Origin of the sequence: Rhodococcus sp. NPDC078407 (assembly GCF_044542515.1) — a bacterium.
GTDB lineage: Bacteria > Actinomycetota > Actinomycetes > Mycobacteriales > Mycobacteriaceae > Rhodococcoides.
Window position 1 is genome coordinate 34379 of sequence record NZ_JBITUQ010000009.1, and the last position, 23467, is coordinate 57845.

At 64.2% G+C, this 23467-nt stretch carries 25 protein-coding genes; 6 read left to right on the forward strand and 19 right to left on the reverse strand.

Features of this window, described 5'->3' with window-relative positions; translation table 11 throughout:
• Nucleotides 1-2: 2 nt before the first annotated feature.
• Genes nuoK through ACIGGF_RS11560 form a run of 11 tightly spaced genes read right to left on the reverse strand, consistent with a single transcriptional unit; the run spans nt 3 to nt 10566 of the window.
• Entirely contained in the window at nt 3-302 is a 300-nt protein-coding gene (gene nuoK / locus ACIGGF_RS11510) for an NADH-quinone oxidoreductase subunit NuoK (RefSeq protein WP_008717020.1), read from the reverse strand.
• On the reverse strand, nt 299-1066 hold the full coding sequence (locus ACIGGF_RS11515) for an NADH-quinone oxidoreductase subunit J (protein WP_397521450.1): 768 nt from the start codon (nt 1064-1066) through the stop codon (nt 299-301). Before ACIGGF_RS11515 ends, nuoK begins: the two co-directional genes overlap by 4 nt.
• Complete coding sequence (gene nuoI / locus ACIGGF_RS11520) at nt 1063-1608, reverse strand: NADH-quinone oxidoreductase subunit NuoI (RefSeq protein ID WP_397521451.1); 546 nt, start codon at nt 1606-1608, stop codon at nt 1063-1065. Before nuoI ends, ACIGGF_RS11515 begins: the two co-directional genes overlap by 4 nt.
• The gene (nuoH, locus tag ACIGGF_RS11525; protein ID WP_397521566.1) at nt 1601-2881 is read right to left on the reverse strand and encodes an NADH-quinone oxidoreductase subunit NuoH; all 1281 of its coding nucleotides are present in this window, start codon (nt 2879-2881) and stop codon (nt 1601-1603) included. The genes nuoI and nuoH overlap by 8 nt, the downstream gene beginning before the upstream one ends.
• A 26-nt stretch (nt 2882-2907) precedes the next feature.
• Nucleotides 2908-5451, reverse strand: a complete 2544-nt coding sequence (locus ACIGGF_RS11530; RefSeq protein ID WP_397521452.1) for an NADH-quinone oxidoreductase subunit G — start codon at nt 5449-5451, stop codon at nt 2908-2910.
• Complete coding sequence (gene nuoF, locus ACIGGF_RS11535) at nt 5448-6749, reverse strand: NADH-quinone oxidoreductase subunit NuoF (protein ID WP_397521453.1); 1302 nt, start codon at nt 6747-6749, stop codon at nt 5448-5450. Before nuoF ends, ACIGGF_RS11530 begins: the two co-directional genes overlap by 4 nt.
• 1 nt (nt 6750) lies before the next feature.
• Complete coding sequence (gene nuoE, locus ACIGGF_RS11540; RefSeq protein ID WP_397521454.1) at nt 6751-7644, reverse strand: NADH-quinone oxidoreductase subunit NuoE; 894 nt, start codon at nt 7642-7644, stop codon at nt 6751-6753.
• Complete coding sequence (gene nuoD / locus ACIGGF_RS11545; protein WP_397521455.1) at nt 7641-8939, reverse strand: NADH dehydrogenase (quinone) subunit D; 1299 nt, start codon at nt 8937-8939, stop codon at nt 7641-7643. The genes nuoE and nuoD overlap by 4 nt, the downstream gene beginning before the upstream one ends.
• Nucleotides 8939-9601 (reverse strand): NADH-quinone oxidoreductase subunit C, encoded by a 663-nt coding sequence (locus tag ACIGGF_RS11550; protein WP_397521456.1) that lies wholly within the window; start codon nt 9599-9601, stop codon nt 8939-8941. Before ACIGGF_RS11550 ends, nuoD begins: the two co-directional genes overlap by 1 nt.
• A complete protein-coding gene (locus tag ACIGGF_RS11555) occupies nt 9598-10152 on the reverse strand; it encodes an NADH-quinone oxidoreductase subunit B family protein (RefSeq protein WP_068050739.1) in 555 nt (184 codons plus the stop codon). The genes ACIGGF_RS11550 and ACIGGF_RS11555 overlap by 4 nt, the downstream gene beginning before the upstream one ends.
• Nucleotides 10153-10206: 54 nt before the next feature.
• Nucleotides 10207-10566 (reverse strand): NADH-quinone oxidoreductase subunit A, encoded by a 360-nt coding sequence (locus ACIGGF_RS11560; protein ID WP_397521457.1) that lies wholly within the window; start codon nt 10564-10566, stop codon nt 10207-10209.
• Nucleotides 10567-10853: 287 nt separating this feature from the next.
• Between ACIGGF_RS11560 and ACIGGF_RS11565 the strand changes: the two genes are divergently transcribed.
• Nucleotides 10854-11567, forward strand: coding sequence for an aquaporin (locus ACIGGF_RS11565; RefSeq protein WP_397521458.1), 714 nt, complete (start codon nt 10854-10856; stop codon nt 11565-11567).
• Between the two features lies 1 nt (nt 11568).
• Here ACIGGF_RS11565 and ACIGGF_RS11570 read toward each other — a convergent pair whose 3' ends face one another.
• Nucleotides 11569-12015, reverse strand: a complete 447-nt coding sequence (locus ACIGGF_RS11570; RefSeq protein ID WP_397521459.1) for a hypothetical protein — start codon at nt 12013-12015, stop codon at nt 11569-11571.
• A 79-nt stretch (nt 12016-12094) separates the two neighbouring features.
• Nucleotides 12095-12742 carry a hypothetical protein gene (locus tag ACIGGF_RS11575; protein ID WP_397521460.1) on the reverse strand — a complete coding sequence of 216 codons (648 nt, stop codon included), beginning with the start codon at nt 12740-12742 and terminating at the stop codon, nt 12095-12097.
• A gap of 100 nt (nt 12743-12842) precedes the next feature.
• Between ACIGGF_RS11575 and ACIGGF_RS11580 the strand changes: the two genes are divergently transcribed.
• A complete protein-coding gene (locus tag ACIGGF_RS11580) occupies nt 12843-13118 on the forward strand; it encodes a hypothetical protein (protein ID WP_397521461.1) in 276 nt (91 codons plus the stop codon).
• A 9-nt stretch (nt 13119-13127) separates the two neighbouring features.
• Here the strand turns inward: ACIGGF_RS11580 and ACIGGF_RS11585 are convergent, their stop codons facing one another.
• The gene (locus ACIGGF_RS11585) at nt 13128-13559 is read right to left on the reverse strand and encodes a hypothetical protein (protein WP_397521462.1); all 432 of its coding nucleotides are present in this window, start codon (nt 13557-13559) and stop codon (nt 13128-13130) included.
• 79 nt (nt 13560-13638) lie between these two features.
• Between ACIGGF_RS11585 and ACIGGF_RS11590 the strand changes: the two genes are divergently transcribed.
• Together ACIGGF_RS11590 and ACIGGF_RS11595 are read left to right on the forward strand one after the other, a co-directional pair.
• Nucleotides 13639-14400, forward strand: a complete 762-nt coding sequence (locus ACIGGF_RS11590) for a 2-phosphosulfolactate phosphatase (protein ID WP_397521567.1) — start codon at nt 13639-13641, stop codon at nt 14398-14400.
• 99 nt (nt 14401-14499) lie between these two features.
• Nucleotides 14500-15243 carry a polyprenol monophosphomannose synthase gene (locus tag ACIGGF_RS11595; protein ID WP_397521463.1) on the forward strand — a complete coding sequence of 248 codons (744 nt, stop codon included), beginning with the start codon at nt 14500-14502 and terminating at the stop codon, nt 15241-15243.
• An 18-nt stretch (nt 15244-15261) separates the two neighbouring features.
• On the opposite strand, the gene ACIGGF_RS11600 is transcribed toward ACIGGF_RS11595, so the two are convergent.
• The 5 genes from ACIGGF_RS11600 to ACIGGF_RS11620 all read right to left on the reverse strand — a co-directional run bounded on the left by ACIGGF_RS11600 (nt 15262) and on the right by ACIGGF_RS11620 (nt 21589).
• Entirely contained in the window at nt 15262-16062 is an 801-nt protein-coding gene (locus tag ACIGGF_RS11600; protein ID WP_397521464.1) for an SDR family oxidoreductase, read from the reverse strand.
• A gap of 159 nt (nt 16063-16221) precedes the next feature.
• A complete protein-coding gene (locus tag ACIGGF_RS11605; RefSeq protein ID WP_397521465.1) occupies nt 16222-17613 on the reverse strand; it encodes a M16 family metallopeptidase in 1392 nt (463 codons plus the stop codon).
• The gene (locus ACIGGF_RS11610; RefSeq protein WP_397521466.1) at nt 17576-19837 is read right to left on the reverse strand and encodes a polyribonucleotide nucleotidyltransferase; all 2262 of its coding nucleotides are present in this window, start codon (nt 19835-19837) and stop codon (nt 17576-17578) included. The genes ACIGGF_RS11605 and ACIGGF_RS11610 overlap by 38 nt, the downstream gene beginning before the upstream one ends.
• 390 nt (nt 19838-20227) lie before the next feature.
• On the reverse strand, nt 20228-20497 hold the full coding sequence (gene rpsO, locus ACIGGF_RS11615) for a 30S ribosomal protein S15 (protein ID WP_027496764.1): 270 nt from the start codon (nt 20495-20497) through the stop codon (nt 20228-20230).
• Between the two features lie 123 nt (nt 20498-20620).
• A complete protein-coding gene (locus tag ACIGGF_RS11620) occupies nt 20621-21589 on the reverse strand; it encodes a bifunctional riboflavin kinase/FAD synthetase (protein WP_397521467.1) in 969 nt (322 codons plus the stop codon).
• A 103-nt stretch (nt 21590-21692) separates the two neighbouring features.
• On the opposite strand from ACIGGF_RS11620, the gene ACIGGF_RS11625 reads away from it, so the two are divergent.
• Both ACIGGF_RS11625 and ACIGGF_RS11630 read left to right on the forward strand, forming a co-directional pair.
• Nucleotides 21693-22655, forward strand: coding sequence for a metal ABC transporter substrate-binding protein (locus ACIGGF_RS11625; RefSeq protein WP_397521468.1), 963 nt, complete (start codon nt 21693-21695; stop codon nt 22653-22655).
• Complete coding sequence (locus tag ACIGGF_RS11630) at nt 22652-23464, forward strand: metal ABC transporter ATP-binding protein (RefSeq protein ID WP_397521469.1); 813 nt, start codon at nt 22652-22654, stop codon at nt 23462-23464. Before ACIGGF_RS11625 ends, ACIGGF_RS11630 begins: the two co-directional genes overlap by 4 nt.
• The last annotated feature ends 3 nt before the right edge of the window (nt 23465-23467 follow it).

Here is a 23467-nt window from a genome sequence, read left to right on the forward strand (position 1 = left end):
CGTCAGTTCTTCATCAGTGAGTTCTCGTCCATCGAGATCGAGCGACGAGAACGGAAGATGGCCATGATGATTGCCAGACCCACCACCACCTCGGCAGCCGCGACCACCATGGTGAAGAACGCGAACAGTTGCCCGTCGAGATTGCCGTGCATGCGGGAGAACGTGACGAACGCGAGATTGACTGCGTTGAGCATCAATTCGATGCACATGAACACGATGATGGCGTTGCGCCTGACGATGACACCGGCCGCGCCGATCGTGAACAGCAGAACGGACAGGTAGAGGTAGTTCTCGGGATTCATCGCTCGTCACCCCCGTCCACCTTGTACTGAGTCCGTTGATCGGCGAACATGGCGTTGACGGACGACTCGGATTCGGTTCCGTCGGGCAACAGTGCGCGGCGATCGACGCCGTTGTGTCGGGCGAACACACCGGGACTCGGTAGCGGCGTCACCGTGGAACCGTCGCGGAATCGGTCCTGCGACATCTCCCGCTGGCCTTTCACCGGACCCAGCACCTCCCGGTGCGCCAGGATCATCGCCCCGATGGTGGCAGTGATCAACAGCGCTCCAGTCAGCTCGAAGGCCCACACGTACTCGACGAAGATCAGCTCGGCCAGGCCCTCGACGTTGCCGGTGGCGTTGGCCACCTCCAACCCGGTGAAGTCGAGCCGACCGGCATTTGCCGCTTCGCGCAGCAGTACCCCGATGATCAGCAGTCCGAATCCGATTCCGATGACGACGGCCGCGATGCGGTGTCCACGCAGGGTTTCGGTCAGCGACTCCGACGTGTCGACTCCAACGAGCATCAGCACGAAAAGGAACAGCATCATGACTGCTCCGGTGTAGACGACGATCTGTACGACACCGAGGAACAGCGCCCCCTGCGCCATGTAGAAGGTCGCGAGCACCACCATCGTGGCGGCCAGGAACAGCGCGGAGTAGACAGCTTTGGTGCTCACCACCACACCCAGAGCTCCGAGGACGGCCACGACACCCAGGGTCCAGAATTGCACGGCCTCACCGGTGGATGTCGCGTCGAGGGCGAGCTGCACGGTGGCCGTCATGTCACCGGACCTGCCTCTGTTTCGGCCTGGCTCGCAGCGGCGGTAACGGCGCCCCGGTAGTAGTCCTCGGCCGAGCATCCCGCTGCCATCGCATGCGGCGGTGGCTGCATCTCGGGTTGGAGCGGTGCCAGCAGTTCGTCCTTCTCGTAGATCAGATCGGCTCTGTTGTCACCGGCGAGCTCGTACTCGTTGGTCATGGTCAGAGCCCTCGTAGGACAGGCCTCAACACACAAACCGCATCCGATGCACCGCAGGTAGTTGATCTGGTATACCCCGCCGTACCGCTCGCCCGGCGAGAATCGTTCGGTTTCGGTGTTGTCGGCTCCCTCTACGTAGATGGCGTCGGCAGGACACGCCCACGCACACAGTTCGCAGCCGATGCACTTCTCCAGGCCGTCGGCGTATCGATTGAGCTGGTGCCGACCGTGATACCGAACTTCGGTCGGCTTTTTCTCTTCCGGATACAGCTCGGTCTCGGGCTTCTTGAACATCGTGGCGAAGGTGACCCCGAAACCGGCTATGGGACCGAGAAATTCAGGCATCGGCATTCTCCTTCTGTGAACGGCTCGGGTGAGACCGCGAACCGGCATGCCGACTCGAAAAAGTCGAGCCTTGCTCGGGGATGGGGGGAATCGGAAATCCACCTGCCGCAGCGTCGAATTCTTCGATAGGTCCAGCAGGCGGGACGTTTCGACCGCGTGCGCGTCGTTGCAGTACGAGTAGCAGCCACGCCAGAACGACCACCGCGAAGATCATCGACGAAATGAACGTCACCAGCGGAACGTCGTATCGCCCGGCCCCCAGTACCCGCACCGTCGCGATCACCATCACCCACACCAGGGCGACCGGAATGAGGATCTTCCAGCCGAAGTTCATGAACTGGTCGTAGCGCAGCCTCGGCAATGTCGAACGCAACCAGATGAACACGAACAGGAACACCCACACCTTGAGGACGAACCAGAGCACCGGCCACCACCCGGAATTGGCACCGGCCCAAAGACTCAACGGAATCGGGGCCCGCCAGCCGCCCAGGAACAAAGTGGTGGCCAGCGCCGACACCGTGACCATGTTGATGTACTCGGCGAGCATGAACATGGCGAAACGCAAAGACGAGTATTCGGTGTGGAAGCCGCCCACCAGCTCACCTTCGGCCTCGGGCAAATCGAAAGGAGCGCGATTCGTTTCACCGACCATGGCCGTCACATACACCAGGAAGGACGGCAACAACAGGAAGATGTACCAGGTATTTTGTTGCGCAGCAACGATTCCGGACGTCGACATGGTCCCCGCATAGAGGAACACGGCTGCGAACGAGAGCCCCATCGCGACCTCGTAGGAGATCACCTGCGCGGTCGAACGCAGTGCGCCGAGCAACGGATATGTCGAACCCGACGCCCAGCCTGCCAACACGATCCCGTACACGCCCACCGAGGTGACAGCCAGGATGTACAGAACCCCCACTGGCAGGTCGGTCATCTGCAGCGGGGTCGTGGTGCCGAACACCGACACCTCCGGCCCGAACGGGATCACTGCGAACGCCATGAACGCAGGTACCACCGAAATGATCGGGGCCAGAATGTAGATCGGCTTGTCGACCCCGGTCGGGGTGATTCCCTCCTTCAGCGCGAGCTTTATTCCGTCCATCAGGGACTGCAACAGCCCCCAGGGACCGACCCGGTTCGGCCCCACCCGCATCTGCATCCACGCCATGATCTTGCGTTCGGCGTAGATCGCGATCAGCGGCGTTAGTACCAGGAAAACGAAGACCGCCAACGCTTTGCCGACCACCAACCACCACGGGTCGGTACCGAACATCGACAGATCGGTCGGCGCAGAGACGATCACGATGCTCCACCTTCGATGTGTTCCCCAGGCTGCGCCCTGCGGATTCTCACCACCGCACCGGACTCCGCGCCGAGCGAGCGGTAGACCGCCGAGCCGGGCGAGTTCATCGGCACCCACACCACGGAGTCGGGCAGATCGGTGATCGTCAGCGGCAACGTGATCGAGCCACGATCCGTGACAACGCTCACCAGGTCCCCGGTCTCCGCTCCGATGGCCGAAGCCCTGGCCGGCGACAGTCGAACCGTGGGCGTGCGGCCGGTCGCGGCGAGATTGTCCTCACCGTCCTGCATCCGTCCCGCATCGATGAGCATCCGCCATGTGGCCAGAATCGCGTCCCCTGAGCCGAGGGCCGGAACGTCCGCACGGGGTGTCACTCGGGCCACCGGCGTGCGCGTGCCGTTCCACACCCCGAGGCGCGTCAGTTCGGCACGTGCCGCTGCCGCGTCGGGCACGGCCAGTTCGACGCCCATCTGTGCGGCGATGGCATCGAGGATGCGTTGGTCCGGCATCACCGCGCCGGCACCGAGTGCAGTGTCGAAAGCGCGTGCTCTGCCCTCCCAATCGACGAAAGTTCCCTGCTTGTCGACCACCGGTGCCACCGGGAAGACCACGTCCGCGCGCTCGGTGATCGCGCTGTGTCGAAGTTCGAGGCTCACCACGAACGCCGATCGGTCCAGTGCGTCGAGCGCACCGCGGGAATCCGGCAGATCATCGAGTTCGATTCCTGCAGTGAGCAATACACGCTCGGGACCGGCACCTGCCAGTATCGCCCCGGTATCGCGGCCCGCGCCCGTAGGGAGTTCTGCTCCCCATACGGCCGCTACCTCGGCGCGCGCCGCCGCGTCGGCCACCGGCCGCCCGCCCGGCAGCAGGTTCGGCAGCGCACCGGCATCGAGGGCACCGCGTTCCCCGGCGCGCCGCGGAATCCATGCCAGGCGTGCCCCGGTGTCGTCGGCCAGCTTCGACGCTGCGGACAGGCCACCGGGAACGGAGGCGAGCCGCTCACCCACGAGAACGGTCGCGCCGGGCTCCCGGAGGAGCTGAGCTATGGATTCGGTGCCGCGATCGCCGACGTGTAACGCGTCCAGCCACCGCGGCTCGTCACCGGGAATCGACTGCAGCAGAATGCCGTCGAGCTTTCGGAGCCCCCGGGTGGAGAACGGTGCGATCGACGCCACCACCACGGCGTTCGTGCGGTGCGCCTTCCGGAGCCTCAGGAACACCAGTGGCGATTCCTCTTCGGGCTCGAAGCCGACGAGCAGCACCACCGGGGCGTTCTCGAGATCGGTGTAGGTGACCCCCAACCCGGTCGCTGCGATACGACCGGCCAAGAAGTCCGCTTCTTCGCCGCTGTGGCTGCGGTTACGGAAGTCGATGTCGTTGGTGTGCAATACCGTTCGGGCGAACTTGCTGTACGCGTAGGAATCTTCGAGCGTCGCTCTTCCGCCGACGAGGACCGCGGCCCGACCTACGGACGCCGCCAATCCTGTTGCAGCAGCTGCCAGCGCTGCCGACCACGACGTCTCGATCAGCTCCCCTGATTCGTCGCGGATCATCGGAGCGGTGATGCGATCGGATTCGGTGGCGTACTGGAAAGCCCACCGTCCCTTGTCGCAGTTCCATTCTTCGTTGACCTGCGGATCGTCTCCTGCCAGCCGGCGAAGGACCTTGCCGCGACGGTGGTCCGTGCGCTGAGCGCAGCCCCCCGCGCAGTGCTCGCACACGCTCGGCGACGAGGTGAGGTCATATGGACGAGCCCGGAACCGATACTCGGTGTTGGTCAGCGCGCCCACCGGACAGATCTGAACGGTGTTGCCCGAGAAGTAGGAGTCGAACGGTTCGTCACCGAAGATGCCCACCTGTTGCACCGCACCGCGTTCGAGCAATTCGATGGACGGATCTCCGGCCACCTGGGCCGCGAAGCGGGTGCACCGCGCACACAGGACGCATCGCTCGCGGTCGAGCAGAATCTCGGCGGACAAGGGAATAGGCTTGGGATACGTGCGTTTGGTCTCGACGAATCTGGACTCAGCTCGACCCGCAGCCATTGCCTGGTTCTGCAGCGGGCACTCTCCGCCCTTGTCGCACACCGGGCAATCGAGCGGATGATTGATCAGCAGCAATTCCATGACGCCGCGTTGCGCCTTTTCCGCCGACTCCGATGTCACCTGAGTGCGCACGATCATGCCCTCGGTCACCGTCGTCGTGCAGGACGCCAACGGTTTGCGCTGCCCCTCGACATCGACCAGGCATTGCCGGCACGCCCCCACCGGATCGAGCAGCGGATGATCGCAGAAGCGTGGGATCTGCACGCCCATGAGCTCGGCAGCACGAATCACCAACGTGCCCCTGGGAACGCTGATCTCGTGGTCGTCGATGGTCAGGGTCACCATCTCCACCTCGGCAACCGACTGCTCAGGCTGTGAAGACGGTGCAGGAGTGGAGCCCGCGGAACGACCGGATGGTGTAGGAGTGGAGCCCGCGGAACGACCGGATGGTGTAGGAGTGGAGCCCGCGGAACGACCCGGGGTTACCGTCATGACGTCAGCTCCTCTGCGAAGAGGGTGGACAGATGGGGGTCGAACGGGCAACCCTGTTCGGTGACGTGTCGGATGTATTCGTCGCGGAAGTACTTCAGCGAGGACACGATCGGGCTTGCGGCTCCGTCTCCCAACGCGCAGAACGACTTTCCTGCTATGCCGTCTGCGATGTCGAGCAGTGTCGTGAGGTCCGCTTCGGTGCCCGTTCCGCCGTCGAGGCGGCGCAGTATCTGCACCAGCCAGTAGGTCCCTTCTCGACACGGCGTGCATTTGCCGCAGGATTCGTGTGCGTAGAACTCCGTCCAGCGCAACACCGCTCGCACCACGCACGTCGTGTCGTCGAAGATCTGCAAGGCCTTGGTGCCCAACATCGATCCGGCGGCGCCGACGCCCTCGTAGTCGAGCGGCACGTCCAGGTGCTCGCCGGTGAACATCGGCGTCGACGATCCTCCGGGTGTCCAGAACTTCAGCTCGTGACCGGGCCGGATGCCACCCGCGTAGTCCAGGAGCTCGCGCAGGGTGATGCCCAGCGGGGCCTCGTACTGGCCGGGGCAACCCACGTGGCCGGATATCGAGTAGAGGGTGAATCCGGGTGACTTCTCGCTTCCCATCGATCGGAACCATTCGATTCCCTTGCGCAGGATCACCGGGACGCTGGCGATCGATTCCACGTTGTTGACCACAGTCGGGCGCGCGTACAGACCGGCCACTGCGGGGAACGGTGGACGCAGCCGGGGTTGACCTCGTCGCCCTTCCAAGGAATCGAGCAGAGCCGTTTCCTCGCCGCAGATGTATGCCCCGGCCCCGGCGTGGATCACCAACTCGAGGTCGAACCCCGAGCCGAGAACGTCCTCGCCCAGGTATCCCGCGGCGTAGGCCTCGGCCACCGCGGCGTGCAGTCTGCGCAGCACCGGTACCACTTCGCCGCGAACGTAGACGAATGCGTGCGACGCACGTATTGCGTAGGCGGCGATGATGATTCCTTCGATCAACGTGTGCGGGCTCGCCATCAACAGTGGCATGTCCTTGCACGTACCCGGCTCCGACTCGTCGGCGTTGACCACCAGATAGTGAGCTTTACCGTCACCCTGAGGAATGAAGCTCCACTTCGTTCCGGTGGGGAATCCCGCACCGCCGCGGCCGCGCAGGCCGGAATCCTTGACGAACGCGATGAGGTCGTCGGGGGCCATGGCAAGGGCCTTCTCCAGCCCCACATATCCGTCGTGACTGCGGTAGGTCTCGAGTGTCCACGAGTCCTTCCCGTCCCAGAACTCGCTCAGCACCGGCGTCAGGGCCATGTCACTCCCCCTTCGTCGGTGGATCGGTCTCGATGGTGTTCGGCTGTGGTGGCACGGTCGCCGAGGGAGCCGGAGCCGGTTTCTCGCGCACCGTCTCAGCCACGGCCTCGGCACCCAGATCGGGATGATCGTCCGGGGAGCCTGCGACGGCCCGAGGAGCCGACATGGAGTGCTCTCGGGCGTACCGCAGGCCGACGAGACTGGCTTCGCCTGCGCTGCCGGACGATTCGAGCGCCCCGGGGCGGTCGTCGGCGAACCCCGCCAGAATTCGCTCGGTCTCGCGGAACGTGCACAGCGGGGCACCGCGGGTCGGGGTCACCTGCGCACCGGATCGAAGCGCGTCGACCAGTTCCCGCGCCGACGCCGGAGTGCTGTTGTCGAAGAATTCCCAGTTGACCATCATCACCGGCGCGAAGTCGCATGCGGCATTGCACTCGATGTGCTCGAGGGTGATGGCACCGTCGGCCGTGGTGCCGCCGTGGTCGATATCGAGGTGGTCTCGCAGGACATCCATGATGGCGTCGCCGCCCATGACGGCGCACAGGGTGTTGGTGCACACTCCGACGCGATAGTTTCCGGTGGGCTCGCGGCGGTACATCGAGTAGAACGTCGCGACCGCGGTCACCTCTGCACCGGTGAGATCGAGGACGCCGGAGCAGAATTCGATTCCGGCCGGCGTCAGATAGCCGTCCTCGGATTGCACCAGGTGCAGCAGTGGTAGTAACGCCGATCGTGCCTGAGGATAACGAGCGACGATGATGTCGGCGTCGGCGCGCAGGCGGGCTCGGACATCGACGGGATAGGACGCGGGTGCGTCGGGGCCGACAAGTTGTACGGCTTCTTCCGGGCGGGCTCCGAGTTGGACCAGCACCGGCTCCGAGTGCGGCGTGGTCATCGGTCCACCCCGCCCATCACAGGATCGATGCTGGCGACGGCAGCGATGACGTCGGAGATCATGCCGCCCTCGCACATCGCGGCAACCGCCTGCAGGTTGGTGAACGAGGGGTCTCTGAAATGCACTCGGTAGGGCCGAGTTCCGCCGTCGCTGACGATGTGCACACCCAGTTCGCCTCGCGGCGACTCCACCGTGGACAGCACCTGGCCCGCCGGCACTCGCATTCCCTCGGTCACCAATTTGAAGTGGTGGATCAACGACTCCATCGAGGTGTCCATGATGGTCCGCACGTGGTCCTGAGAATTGCCGAGACCGTCCGGCCCGGAAACCAGTTCGGCCGGCCAGGCGATCTTCTTGTCGTCGATGACGACCGGTCCGGGCCGCAGGCGATCGAGGGTCTGCTCGACGATCTTGAGTGATTCCTTCATCTCTTCCACGCGAATCAGATAGCGCCCGTAGCAGTCGCACCCGGTGTCGGTGACGACATCGAATTCGTAGTTCTCGTACCCGCAGTAGGGATCGGACCGGCGCAGATCGTAGGGAAGTCCGGTGGAGCGAAGCACCGGTCCGGTGACGCCGAGGGCCATGCACCCGGTGAGGTCCAAATAGCCGACGTTCTCGGTTCTGGCCTTCCAGATCGGGTTGTCGTTGAGCATGAGTTCGAGATCGTTCAGTCGGCCGGGAAGAACCCGCAGTAGCTCGCGGACCTTGTCGACCGCATCGGCGGGCAGATCCTGAGACAAGCCGCCGGGACGGATGTAGGCGTGATTCATTCGAAGTCCGGTGATGGCCTCGAAGACGTCGAGAACCAGTTCGCGTTCGCGGAAGCCGAACAGCATGGCCGTCACGGCACCCAATTCCATTCCGCCCGTGGCCAAAGCGACGAGGTGCGAGGAGATCCGATTGAGCTCCATCAGCATCACTCGGACGACCGTCGCGCGCTCGGGAATGTCGTCGGTGATATCGAGTAGCTTTTCCACCCCGAGGCAATATGCCGTCTCGTTGAAGAAGGGCGAGAGATAGTCCATCCGAGTGACGAACGTGACGCCTTGAGTCCAGTTGCGGTACTCCAGGTTCTTCTCGATACCGGTGTGCAGATAACCGATGCCACATCGAGCCTCGGTGACGGTTTCGCCTTCTATCTCGAGGATCAACCGCAGAACGCCGTGGGTCGACGGGTGTTGCGGGCCCATGTTGACCACGATGCGTTCCGTGGTCGACCCACGCGCGAGTTCGACCACGTCGTCCCAGTCCTGGCCCGACACTGCATAGATGGTTTCATCCGTTGCGCTCATCAGTTGTACGACCTGCGCTCGTTGGGAGGCGCGACCCGAGCGCCCTTGTACTCGATGGGAATTCCCCCCAGGGGATAGTCCTTGCGTTGTGGGTGACCGACCCAATCGTCGGGCATCTCGATCCGCGTCAGTGCGGGATGACCGTCGAAGACGATGCCGAAGAAGTCGTAGACCTCGCGCTCGTGCCAGTCGTTGGTGGGATACACGCCGCAGAGCGAGGGTGTATGCGGATCTGCATCCGGCACAGCCACTTCGAGTCGCAGACGGCGTCCGTGGGTGATGGACACCAGATGGTAGACAGCGCGCAATTCCCGGCCGACCTGATCCGGGTAGTGCACACCCGATGCCCCCGTGCACAATTCGAATCTCAGTTCCTCGTCGTCACGCAGTGCGCGCGCCACAGCGGGCACATGCTCGCGCGAAAGGTGCAGCGTCAGTTCATCGCGAAAGATCACGGCACGCTCGACGGCGTCCTCGAACGGCACGGCCGCGTCACCGGTGTCGAGAACAGTGGCCAATCGATCGACCAGGGCGTCGAAGTAGCTGCCGTAGGGTCGGACAGCCGTGTCCGCAGATGCCACCGGCGGCTGCAGCCGGCCGTAGCCGGAGGTGTCGCCGCTCCCCCGGACACCGAACATCCCGCGGGATCCGTGCGCCGTCATCGCAGCAGCCCCTTCAGGTCGATGGTCGGGGTGGACGCCAGCGCTGCGGCCTCGGCGGCCGCACGCACCTGCTCACGATTGACCCCGAGCGGCATCTGCTGAATCTTTTTGTGCAGCTCCAGGATTGCATTGAGCAACATTTCCGGTCGGGGTGGACACCCGGGCAGGTAGATATCGACGGGGACGATGTGGTCGACGCCTTGGACTACCGCATAATTGTTGAACATTCCGCCCGAGGACGCGCAAACTCCCATGGCCAGGACCCATTTGGGTTCGGCCATCTGGTCGTACACCTGCCGCAGTACGGGAGCCATCTTCTGACTGACGCGGCCCGCCACGATCATCAGATCCGCTTGTCGCGGCGACGCCCGGAAGGCTTCCATGCCGAATCGAGCGAGGTCGAAGCGACCGGACGTGGTGGCCATCATCTCGATCGCACAGCACGCGAGACCGAATGTGGCCGGCCAGAGCGAACCCTTACGGGCGTATCCGGCCAGCCCTTCGACGGTCGTCAACAGAAATCCACTGGGCAGCTTTTCTTCGAGTCCCATCGATCACGCTCTTTCGCTTCCGCACATCGAGAACAAGAACCGTTTTTCGTCGAATCAGTCCCAACCGAGCCCGCCTCGTCGCCATTCGTAGACGTAGGCGACCGACACGTTGACGACGAACAGCGCCATGGCGGCAAGCCCGAAGGCACCCAGTACGTCGAGGTGGACCGCCCACGGATAGAGAAAGACGATCTCGATGTCGAAGATGATGAACAGCATTGCGGTCAAGTAGAACTTCACCGGAAACCGCTGACCCGTAGGAGCATGCATCGTCGGCTCGATGCCGCACTCGTACGCATCGAACTTGGCGCGGTTGTACCGCGCGGGCCCCACCATGGTGCCGACCATCACCGAGAACACCGCGAACACGATCGCTATGGCACCGAGAACGAGGATCGGAACGTAAGCGTTCATCAGGGCATCGACTCCCTCGATCGACGTCGCGCCGACGCGAACCGAATGCGACGGCCGTATCAATGTGACCTGAAACACACAGTATGGGTTCGAGGTCGATCTCGCGGGATTTCGATGAGTTCAGTTTCGTAAACCGTTGACGCCCATGGTCGAGGTGTCGGGGGCGCGGATCCGGTGTGATCCGATTCACTGCCCTTCCACATACCCTCCGGACCGCGGCTGCCGACCAACCACCGAACATTCACGGTCGCCCGAAGAAGGGCCACCGAAGTCACGAAGGAGAAACGATGAAGTCGATTTCCGTCTCTGCGCTCGTCGCCGAGGGACTGGGAACTGCCCTGCTCGTGATATTCGGCGTCGGCACCGCCGTCATCGCGGGCGACACCGTCGGAACCCCCGGTATCGCCCTGGCATTCGGGCTGACCCTGTTGGCCCTCGTGTACGCGATCGGTCCGATCTCGGGCTGTCACATCAACCCGGCCGTGACGATCGGGGCCCTGATAGCTCGCGCCATCACCCCGATCAAGGCTGCGTTCTACATCGCCGCCCAGGCCGTCGGTGCCCTGATCGGCGCGCTGATCGTACTGGCGGTTGCATCCGGCCGTCCCGGATACGACATGTCGTCGGACGGGCTGGGCACCAACGGATTCGGCAGTTCCTCGCCCGGAGAATACGGCCTGCTGTCGGTGGCCGTCTTCGAGACGATTGCGACCGGCCTGCTCGTCCTCGTCGTATTGGCCACCACGGCCCCCACCGTTCACCCCGTCGTGGCGGCCGGCATCCCGATCGGCCTGACTCTGACTGTGGTTCACCTACTGGGCATCGGCATCGACTCGACCTCGGTCAACCCCGCTCGTTCCTTCGGACCTGCGCTCGTCGCCGGCGGCCCTGCACTGTCTCAGCTATGGGTGTTCATCGTGTTCCCTGCGCTCGGAGCGGTCATCGCAGGAGCGATCCACCGGTTCGTACTGACGGTGCCGGCATCGGAGAAGACGGTCTGATCTACCGCGACCGAGAGATTCCGGCGTCGTGAACCGAGCGCTGCCTCAACAGATCGACCACAGCACGTCCGAGCCGGATCGGATCCAGTGGGTGCGGGACGGCAGCCTCGGCGCGCGACCAATCGGCCAACCATGCGTCGTCCGGACGCCCGATCAGCACCAACACCGGTGGGCAGTCGGCGATCTCGTCCTTCAACTGCTTCGCCAGACCCAGACCCCCGACGGGTGAGGACTCGCCGTCCAGAATCGCCAACGCAGCACCGCCGGCATCCATGTGCTCGATGACGACCGCTGCCGTGGCGATCTCGACGTACTCGATATCACCGAGTGCGGGATCCGGTCGAGTTCCCACCGCAGACCGCACCTGCGCACGGGTCGCGGCATTGCTGCTGTACACGAGGACGCGCAGACGACCGGATGGGCTCTCTCCCGCGGTGGCGTCGGACACATCGTGATGCTACCGCGCGGTTCGCGCACAACGGATCGAAACAGCCACGGCCGAAGTGCATTCGACGCTGCGGCTTCGGTCAGGACTCGACAGTGACAATCACCGCAGCGGGTTCTTCGGTGGTCGTCACCGTGAACTCGGGCCGATCCGCCGCAACTCCGATGAACGACTGCGAGATCCCGCCGGGGCCGGCCAGAAAGTCGACCGAGACGAGCGCGGAGTTCGTATCGCCTCGGATTCGTTCGGGCCCGGCATACGGGGAGAACGTCTCGTCCGACTCCGGCGACGTGCCCGACAGGTCCACCTGCAATGCCGATGTGCCCGGCACCGCCAGCGGTTCACTGGTGGCATAGCTGACGGCCTCGTCGACGTACCGCACCGTGTACGACACCGGGCCATTGCCTGCCAGCCGATATTCGACTGTCGAGGAGTTCACCATCACGACATCGGTGACCCCGACCGGCGACGAACTCGGAGTTCGGCCGCCGTCGAGACTTCCCGGGATCTCCGGCACCACCACCGGCGGCAGCGCTTCGGTGGGCGCCACCGGACCGGCCATGGGATCACCGACGACCAACGATCCCGTGATCGTGGTGTAGTTCGTGCGAGCCGAGACCTCGTCGACCGGCACGCTGCCGTCCTCGCCGGAACAGCCGGTGAGAAGACCGAGCGTCAGTGACCCGGCGACCGAGAGCGCGAGTGGAACCCTGCGGTAGCCGCCGTACATCGCCATACCGTACTGAAGAAACCGATCGGTTAGGTAGTGCTGCCCCGATGCATTTCGGTCACGATTGCACAGCCGCCCGATCCTGCTAGCGTCGGACAGTATGGAGCCGAAGAGCTATTCGTCCGGTGAGCGTGTGTTCGGTCCGCCCAACGGGACGTTCGATGCGGACTGGGCGGCGACTGCACTACGCTCCAACCGCCCGGAGCTGGACCATCCCACCTCGGTGCGCCTCGTCGAACAAGCTTGGGAGCTGCTGCGGACGCAGGGACTGCGCGGAGAACGACTCACCGCTGCGCTGGATCTCGAGCCCGGTCTGGCTGCTGCGGTGTCTGCGGTAGCCACCGAGACCGCCCAGCTGTACCTGGACCCTCGGTAGCTCGAAGCCTCAGCTCGGACCGAACTGCTGAACTGCGAAACCGGCCACGAGCACCGCTGTACCGCCGATTTCGCCGACGATCAACAAGGCCATGAACAGGTGCGTGCCCGGGATGGGATCCACGAACTGATTCTCGGTGTCGCGGCGGATCCCGTGCACGGTGTAGCCGGCGATCGCCGCCACGAAGAACAGCAGCACCACCGATGCGGCGGCCAGATCGACCGGAACCGGCCAGGCGCTGAACTGCGCGAGAACGGCCAGAACCAGGGCAGCGAACGAGTACATCAGCGCCGCTCGATGCGCTATGTCGACATACCGATGTGCCGCCCCGTCCGCCGACGTCGACATCTGTCGATACTTCAGCGCTCCCAAGCCCAAGGCCCACATCAGCAGAAGACCGGCCACCAGGACGATCACCTTCGTGTCCAGCTCCAACTGCATCCTCGGCTCCCCCATTCGATTCTTCGCCGAAGGTAGCACCGTCGTTCACCTCGACCCGGCTCGGCGATACGGTTCGGGAATGACCGTCGACCCCGAGCTGTCCCAGAGTGCGTACGGGCTCCGCTTCGAGTGGGGACTATCGGGTGCGAATGCCGTTGCCGACGAGGCGGATATTGCCGTGGTCGTCGATGTCCTGTCGTTCACGACGACCCTGACGGTGGCGATGGACGCCGGCATCGACGTGATTCCGTGCGAGTGGCGCGACGACCGAGCCGCACAGCTCGCGAAACAGTTCGACGCGACGCTCGCAGTAGGCCGATCGGCAGCCGCTCCGGGCCACCTCAGCCTGTGCCCGGCCACCATCCGCAGCGCACCGGCACCCGCACGGCTGGTGTTGCCCTCTCCCAACGGCTCCACGATCGCCAGAGCACTCACGGGCAGGGTGGGTTCGTGTGTGGGTGCGTCAATGAGAAATGCCGCGACGATCGGGCAATGGCTACGTGCCGAACACCCCGACGCGGTGATTGCCGTCATAGCGGCGGGTGAACAATGGCCGGACGGTTCCCTCCGTCCGGCCGCAGAGGACCTGTGGGGTGCCGGCGCGGTCATCACCGAACTGCTCGAATCCGGAGTCGACGACGCTTCTCCCGAGGCGGTGATCGCGGCGAACGCCTGGCGCGACGTGGCACCCAATGTGGGCTCCGAGCTGCGCCGATGCGCGTCCGGACAGGAACTGGCGGCGATGGGGCATCCGGAGGACGTGACTATCGCGGCCGAAATCGGCTCGAGTACCTGTGTTCCTCTACTGCGCGACCACATGTTCGTCGACGCCGCTCGTTGACGGGCGCGCGCGGATTCATCCCTGACCGAACCGCCGAACCGACACGGCCGATCGTGTCCGATATTTGGATCGGAACCCCGAATCACGGATCATACGGTGGTGAGTACGGAACGAGTCGCCCCGAAGACCACCGTCGTTGTGCCGACGTACAACGAACGTGAGAACCTCCCCAAGCTCGTCGAGCTGCTGGCAGGGTTGCAGGTAGAGGGGCTCGGCGTGTTGGTCGTCGACGACAATTCACCCGATGGCACCGGCGACGTCGCAGACAAATTGGCCATCGACGGCCCCATCGACGTCAGCGTTCTGCACCGCACCGAGAAGAACGGGCTGGGACGCGCATACGTCGCAGGCATGACACGTGCCTTGGACGAGGGCGCGGACATCGTGATTCAGATGGACGCCGATCTCTCGCACCCTACCGAGGTGATCCCGGCGATGATCGACAAGCTGAACACCAGCGATGCTGCTGTCGTTCTCGGGTCTCGGTATGTGCCCGGCGGAGCGGTCGCCGCCGATTGGCCCTGGCACCGCAAGGCCCTGTCCGCATGGGCGAATTTCTACGTCAACACGATTCTGCGACTGGGCGTCAAGGACGCGACGGCGGGGTTCAAAGCGTGGCATGCGCGCACCCTGCGCACCATCGATGTGGCGTCGGTCGAGAGCAACGGCTACGCATTTCAGGTCGAGATGAACTACCGGACGGTCAAGCACGGTCTCACTCTCGCCGAGGTACCGATCACGTTCGAAGAGCGCAGCGAGGGCGAATCCAAGATGAGCCTGTCGGTTCAGCTCGAGTCGGCATTGGTGCCCTGGAAGTTGTTGCTGGGCAAGAAGAAGCTCTGACTCGGTCTCGAGCTGCGGTCACGGCGTGAAGCGTCGAAACCCGCCTTCGGCCCCGATCACCTGACCGGTGATCGACCCCGAATCGGGGGATAGCAACATCGCCACCACGGCCGCGGCCTCGTCCGGAGTGTTCCACCGACCGCGCGGCATATGGCGACCGACGAATTCGTTCAGATCTCCGGTGGCCCAACCGGTGTCGGTGGGACCCGGGTTGATCGTGTTGACGGTGATACCCCGTTCGATCACCGAATCGGCCAACGTCGATGTGATCGCGGCAATGGCACCCTTGCTCACCGCATAGGGAATCTCGGTCGGCATCGGCCCCTGGCCCTGCCCGGAGGTGAACAACACGACGCGTCCGCCGTCCGGGTGACGCCCATACCGTTGCGCAAATTCCTGCACCAGCAGCAACGACGCCCGTCCATTCACCGCCCACGTCAGGTCGAGCGTTCTCACAGTCATCGAAGCCAGATCGCCCAGCTGCGATCGTGCATGATTGACCACCAGCGAGTCTGTGGCACCGAACCCGGCTTCCGCCGCGTCGAAGAGAGCTGCAGGAGCCGCCGGATCGACGAAATCGACGTCGAGGTGGCCGAGCCTGTCGGTGGCGGTCGACAGCTCGGCCAACACCTTCTTCGCTCCCGCTGTTCCGACTCCCCACGGCTCGGTGACGTCGTAGCCGTCACACGACTGCGCGAAGACGCGGGTGGTCTCGTCGCCGAGCAGCCGACGGGCGATGGCGAATCCGATTCCCTGCCGCCGGCCGACCCCGGTGACGAGGACGGTCCGACGTCGTCCCTGCTGGTCGGATGTGCTCACGCTGCCTCCTTGACCGACGCGGCGTACACATCGACGTATCCCTGGCCCGACAGGTTCGCCAGCGCTAGTCGATCCTGTTCGGAAAGCCGACGTCACGGGCGAGAGTAGGCAACGTCTACTTGCCTGACAACCTCCGGACCCGATCCGTGATCGGCGACGCTACCGAACCAGGGACTTGACCGACGCCGGCAGCTGGCGAGCGCTCTTGTAGGGCCCCACCACCGCCGCACCGAAGGGCCGATCGAGCAACACCGCGGCGACCTCGCGCACCTCGTCGTTGCCGACGCTGTCGATTCGCGCCAAGGTATCGGTGATGTCCCGGTGATTGCCGTAGTTCAGTTCACTGCGACCGATCCGGTTCATCCGAGAGCCCGAATCTTCGAGGCCCAGAACCAGACCCCCACGTAGAGAGCCCTTGGCCCGCGCGCACTCCGCGTCGGTGATGCCCTCGGCCGCAACCTTGGCGAGCACCTCGCGAATCACGGTGGTGACCTCACCCAGATTTTCCGGCTGGCAGCCGGCGTAGACGGAGAAGGCACCGCTGTCGGCAAATGTGTCCACCGACGAGTACACCGAGTACGCCAGGCCACGCTCTTCCCTGATCTCTTGGAACAGACGCGAACTGAGCCCGCCGCCCACTGCCGAGTTCAGCACCGATAACGCCCAACGATGTCCTTCGTGACGTCCGAACGCGCGTACACCCAGGCACAGATGCGCCTGCTCGCTGTCACGAGTGGTGAGGCTCAACGTGGGAGCGCTACGCAATCGCGCTGTACCACCGCGCCTTTCGGCCGGCCGCACACCCTTTTCCAGATGACCGGAGAAGGCCCGGCGTGCGAGCGAGACGATCTGCTTGTGATCGACGTTGCCCGCCACCGCAACCACCATCCGCTGCGGGGTGTACCGCCTTACATGGAACGAGTGCAGTTGCGCTCGGGTCATCGATTCGATGGATTCGACGGAACCGATGATCGGACGTCCGATCGGATGATCACCGAACATGGCTTCCAGGAAGGCATCTCCCAGCAGGTCCTCGGGATCGTCGTCGCGCATGGAGATCTCTTCGAGCACCACCTGACGCTCGACGTCCACATCCGCCGATCGACACCGGCCGCGTAGCACCACATCGCTGACCAGATCGATGGCGAGTGCCACGTCCTCGTCGAGCACGTGCGCGTAGAAGCAGGTGCTCTCCTTGGACGTGAATGCGTTCAGCTCTCCCCCGACACCGTCCATCACCTGAGCGATCTCGAGCGCACTGCGCGTCGGCGTCGACTTGAACAGGAGATGTTCGAGGAAGTGCGCAGCGCCGGCCACACTGGGTTGTTCGTCGCGTGAGCCCACTCCGACCCACACACCGACCGAGGCCGAGCGAACGCCGGGCACGAACTCGGTGACGACCCGAAGACCGCCGGGGATAGTCGTGCGCTGCACGCCCGTGTCGATACCAGTGCTCTCTGGAACGGCCGAACGGTACGTCCCGAGGGGACGTACCGTTCGGCTCGGTTGCTTCTTACTCAGCGCTGACCTCGGCGGGTGCCTCGGGAGCATCGGCGGGAGCAGCCGCGTTGTCGTCCTCGACGGGAACGAGGCTGATCTTGCCGCGGTTGTCGATATCGGCGATCTCGACGCGCAACTTGGATCCGACGCTCACGACGTCCTCTACCTTGTTGATGCGCTTGCCGTTACCGAGCTTGGAGATGTGCACCAGTCCGTCGCGGCCCGGGAGCAGCGAGACGAATGCACCGAAAGCCGTTGTCTTGACAACGGTTCCGAGGAATCGCTCGCCGACCTTCGGCAGCTGCGGGTTGGCGATGGCGTTGATCATGTCGATCGCGGCCTGTGCGGACGGGCCGTCCGCTGCACCGACGTAGACCGTGCCGTCATCTTCGATCGAGATGTTGGCACCGGTCTGCTCGGTGATGGAGTTGATCATCTTGCCCTTGGGCCCGATGACCTCGCCGATCTTGTCGACCGGCACCTTGATCGCGGTGACGCGAGGCGCGTACGGGCTCATCTCGTCCGGGGTGTCGATGGCCTCGGCCATGACCTCGAGGATCGTGGTGCGAGCATCCTTGGCCTGCGACAGAGCGCCGGCGAGCACCTTGGAGGGGATGCCGTCGAGCTTGGTGTCGAGCTGCAGCGCGGTGACGAAGTCCTTGGTTCCGGCGACCTTGAAGTCCATGTCGCCGAACGCGTCCTCGGCACCGAGGATGTCGGTGAGGGCGACGTAGCGAGTCTCGCCGTCGACCTCGTCGGACACGAGGCCCATCGCGATACCGGCAACCGGGGCACGCAGCGGCACACCGGCATTGAGCAGCGACAGAGTCGATGCGCAGACCGAGCCCATCGAGGTCGAGCCGTTGGAGCTCAATGCCTCGGAGACCTGGCGGATGGCATACGGGAACTCGGCCTGGCTGGGCAGCACCGGCAGTAGAGCGCGCTCGGCGAGTGCTCCGTGGCCGATTTCGCGACGCTTCGGCGAACCGACGCGGCCCGTCTCACCGGTGGAGTACGGCGGGAAGTTGTAATGGTGCATGTAGCGCTTGGACGTCTCGGGCCCGAGCGAGTCGACCTGCTGCGCCATCTTGACCATGTCCAGGGTGGTGACGCCCAGGATCTGGGTCTCGCCGCGCTCGAACAACGCCGATCCGTGGGTACGCGGGATGATCGCGACCTCGGCGGACAGCGACCGGATGTCGGTGATGCCGCGGCCGTCGATACGGAAGTGATCGGTGAGGATGCGCTGGCGAACCGACTTCTTCGTCAGTGCACGGAACGCTGCACCGATCTCCTTCTCACGTCCGGCGAAGCTGTCTCCGACCGACGTGAGAACCTGAGCCTTGACCTCGTCGAGCTTGTTCTCGCGCTCGGCCTTGCCGGCAATGGTCAGTGCCTCGTTCAGCGGGATCTTCGCGGCGTTCTCCACAGCCTCGAAGACGTCCGACTGGTACGCCGGGAAGACGGGGTAGTCGCCGGTGGGCTTGGCTGCCTTCGATGCGAGCTCCTGCTGTGCGGTGCACAGGGCTGCGATGAACGGCTTGGATGCCTCGAGGCCCTCGGCGACGACGGCCTCGTTGGGGGCGGTGGCACCGCCGTCGATGAGCTCGATGACGTTCTCGGTGGCCTCGGCTTCGACCATCATGATCGCGACGTCTGCGTCGGCACCGGAGCCGGACACGATGCGTCCGGCGACGACCATGTTGAACACGGCCTTCTCGAGCTGCTCGTTGGTCGGGAACGCAACCCACTGCTTGTCGATCAGTGCGACGCGAACGCCGCCGATCGGGCCGGAGAACGGCAGTCCGGCGATCTGCGTGGAGGCCGATGCCGCGTTGATGGCAACGACGTCGTACAGATCCGCGGGATTGAGGCTCATCACCGTGATTACGACCTGGATCTCGTTGCGCAGTCCGTCGACGAATGTCGGACGCAGCGGCCGGTCGATCAGGCGGCAGGTGAGGATGGCGTCGGTGGACGGACGGCCCTCGCGGCGGAAGAACGATCCGGGGATCCGGCCCGCCGCGTACATCCGCTCTTCGACGTCGACCGTCAGTGGGAAGAAATCGAACCCTTCGCGGGGGTGCTTGCCTGCGGTCGTTGCCGACAGCAGCATCGTGTCCTCGTCGAGGTACGCGGCGACTGCGCCTGCGGCCTGCTGTGCGAGGCGACCGGTCTCGAAGCGGATGGTGCGCTTGCCGAACGTGCCGTTGTCGATGATCGCAGTTGCTTCGTAGACGCCTTCTTCGACGTCCACGGTTGTTGTCTCTGTCATATGTTCTCTTCTCGTCCTCTCGTCTTTGCCGTGCCCGCGTGGACACACCACGAGCCCTCCTGGCTGTGGCGGCATACCTGTGCCGTCCATCTCCGAGCTTGCTCGGGACGCGGCTGCGCGGAGGCGGCCATCGATCGAAGCCCATCGGATCTCGTATCCGAAAGGCCACTACCGAAGACCGTCACCACGGCATGACAGGCATACACGGCGTGTGCGGATGCCGTGCATCCGCGTTGTCGTGCTGGCAGAACTGTTCTTGCTGTGCAAACACAGATAGCCAACGAGGAACAGTCTAAGCACTGCCTCGTTGGCTACTGCACTATTGCTGCGAGTCGGGTGCGCACCGGCGCGTCGAACCATGCATCGGTGCCATCCTCGCGTAGATGCGAATTATCGACGCAGACCCAGACGCTCGATGAGCGAGCGGTAACGGGTGACGTCGACCTTGGCGATGTACTTGAGCAGACGACGACGACGTCCGACCAGCAGCAGCAGGCCGCGGCGGGAGTGGTGATCGTGCTTGTGCATCTTGAGGTGCTCGGTCAAGTCGACGATGCGCTTGGTGAGCATTGCAACCTGCGCCTCGGGCGAGCCCGTGTCGGTGGGGTGCAAGCCGTACTCGCCGAGAACGGCCTTCTTCTGTTCGGTGGTCAATGCCACTGGTACAACTCCTGATCAATGACGTCCGCGTGAAAGGAAGCAACGATTCCCGCCGATCGAACGGGCGGGAACGAAACCGGTACAGCCGCCGCGGACCGCAGCGAGCACCGAGGAGACAGCCTATCAGGCGGGGCTCGAGGCCAGGATCGACCGGGCGCGGTCGGCGTCCCGGCCCATTTCCACCACGAGCGCCTCCATCGAGTCGAATTTTTCCATCCCCCGCAGTCGTTCGACGAAGTCGACCGCCACATGTTGGCCGTAGAGGTCTGCCTCACCATCGAGCACGAATGCCTCGACCGTCCTGGTGCGACCCGAGAACGTGGGGTTGGTGCCCACCGACACGGCCGCCGGATGCCGCTCCCCCGGCGTCACGGTGCCCATGATGGGGCCAGGGCCGAGCACGGTGAACCAAGCCGCATAGACGCCGTCAGCGGGTATCGCCGAGTACATGGGCGGCGCGACATTCGCTGTGGGATAGCCCATTTGACGGCCACGTCCGTCACCGTGCACGACGACGCCTTCGACCCGGTGCGGCCGCCCCAGCGCTGCAGCAGCTGCCGCGACATCCCCGGCATCGACACAGGATCTGATGTACGTGGACGAGAACGTCACCGCGTGTTCGGCGAGCAGATTGACTCCGTCGATGGCGAATCCGGACCGCTCGCCGATCTTGCGCAACATCGGAACGGTGCCGAGCGCCTTCTTGCCGTAGGTGAAATTCTCGCCGACGACGACCTCCGCGACATGCAGCCGCTCGATCAGGATTTCGTGTACGTATCGCTCCGGCGTGAGCTTCATCAACTCGGGCGTGAACGGCATGACACAAAAAACATCTATGCCCAGTTCCTCGGCCAGTTCGGCCCGCCTCGTCAGGGTCGTCAGCTGAGCAGGATGGCTTCCTGGCCGTACGACTTCCATCGGATGCGGATCGAAGGTCATGAGCACGCTGGGTACACCGCGCGCCTTCGCGGCATCCACCGCGCGCCCGATCAACTGTGCGTGTCCGCGATGAACGCCGTCGAAGACGCCGATCGTCAGCACGCACCGACCCCAGTCGGCAGGTACATCGTCGAGACCTCGCCATCTCTGCACACCGCGAAGCCTACGGCCCGACGGCCGCGCGGTCATCCTCGGACAGGCGTGTCGCGGGCAGTAGCTATGGACAAAAAAGTATCCTCACGGTAAATATTTCGGGGTGCCTAACTTTTTTCTTCGATCATGTGGATCGCGGTCTGGGCGCATCGTCGTGGGCTGGGTCCTGGCCGGACTACTGGTCGCGGCGTCGAGTGGCTGTGCCCGCACCGTGGTCGAGGACGATCCCGCTCTGGTGGACGACGGCAGGCCCTTGGTGCTGACAACCTTCACCGTCCTCGCCGACATGGCCTCGAACGTCGCCGGCGAACATCTGCGAGTGGAATCGATCACAAAAGCCGGTGCCGAGATTCACGGCTACGAGCCGACTCCGGGAGATCTTCGTACCGCCGAACAGGCCGAGCTGATTCTGGACAACGGATTGGGGCTCGAATCGTGGTTCGAGAAATTCGTCGAGCGCGTACCCGCACCACACGCCGTGGTGAGCGCGAACGTCGAGCCGGTCTACATCCGCGACGACACCTACGCGGGCAAAGCGAACCCCCATGCATGGATGTCGCCTGTCGTTGCCGAGACGTACGTGCAGAACATCGCCGACGCGTTCGTGACGCTGGACCCGGGCAACGCAGACGAGTACCGAACCAACGCAGACGGGTACGTCCGACAACTCCGCGAGGTCGGCAACGAACTCGAAGCGGATCTGTCCGCTCTACCCGACAGTCAGCGTGCACTCGTCACCTGTGAAGGCGCTTTCGGCTATCTGGCCCGAGACTTCGACCTGCAGGAGGCATATCTCTGGCCGGTGAACGCCGAGCAGGAAGGAACACCCCAACAGGTGGTGCGCACCATCGATTTCGTTCGGAACAACGCTGTTCCCGCCGTGTTCTGCGAGTCGACCGTCTCGGACAAGGCGCAGCTGCAGGTCGCCGAGGACACCGGCGCGCGGTTCGGCGGAAATCTCTACGTCGATTCCCTGAGCGATGCCGATGGTCCGGTTCCCACATACCTCGATCTGCTGCGTCACGACGCACGACTGATTGCCGACGCACTGGTAGGACAGCGATGAAACCGTACGAGTACTCCCCCGACGCAGCCGGACCAGCGCTGACTGTCGATTCCGTCGATGTCCGATACCGCGACGTCGTGGCGCTGGTCGATGCCAGCCTGACGCTCGCCCCCGGCCGGGTGTGCGGCTTGGTCGGCATGAACGGTTCCGGAAAATCGACTCTGTTCAAGGCCGTCATGGGCGTGGTCAAGCCGAACTCCGGCTCGATCACCGTGTTCGGCGGCGACCCCGCCCAGGCACGCAAGGCAGGCACGGTCAGCTATGTGCCTCAGGCGGAATCGGTCGACTGGACCTTTCCGATCAGCGTGCGAGACGTCGTGATGATGGGCCGCTACGGCAAGCAGAACTTCTTTCGCACTCCCCGATCCTCCGATCGACGAGCCGTCGACGAGGCACTGGAGCGCGTCGATCTCGCGGATCTCGCGAATCGGCAGATCGGCCAACTCTCGGGTGGTCAGCGCAAACGTGCGTTCGTTGCGCGCGCCATCGCACAGGAGGCGTCGCTGCTGTTGCTCGACGAGCCCTTCGCCGGAGTGGACAAGAAGACCGAAGCCACCATCACTCGATTGCTCCGCGAACTCGCAGCACACGGTGCTTCGGTCCTGGTGTCCACGCACGATCTGCACGCCTTACCGAATTTGTGCGACGAAGCGATCCTGCTGCAACAGCGCGTCCTGATGCACGGCAGCCCCGCCGAGGTGCTGCGCCCGGAGAACCTCGCGTTGGCCTTCGGCATCGACCCGTCGAACACCGACGAACTGGGCGCGAGTTCTCGGACACCGGCAACCCGAACCTCGGAAGCGAGCTGACAC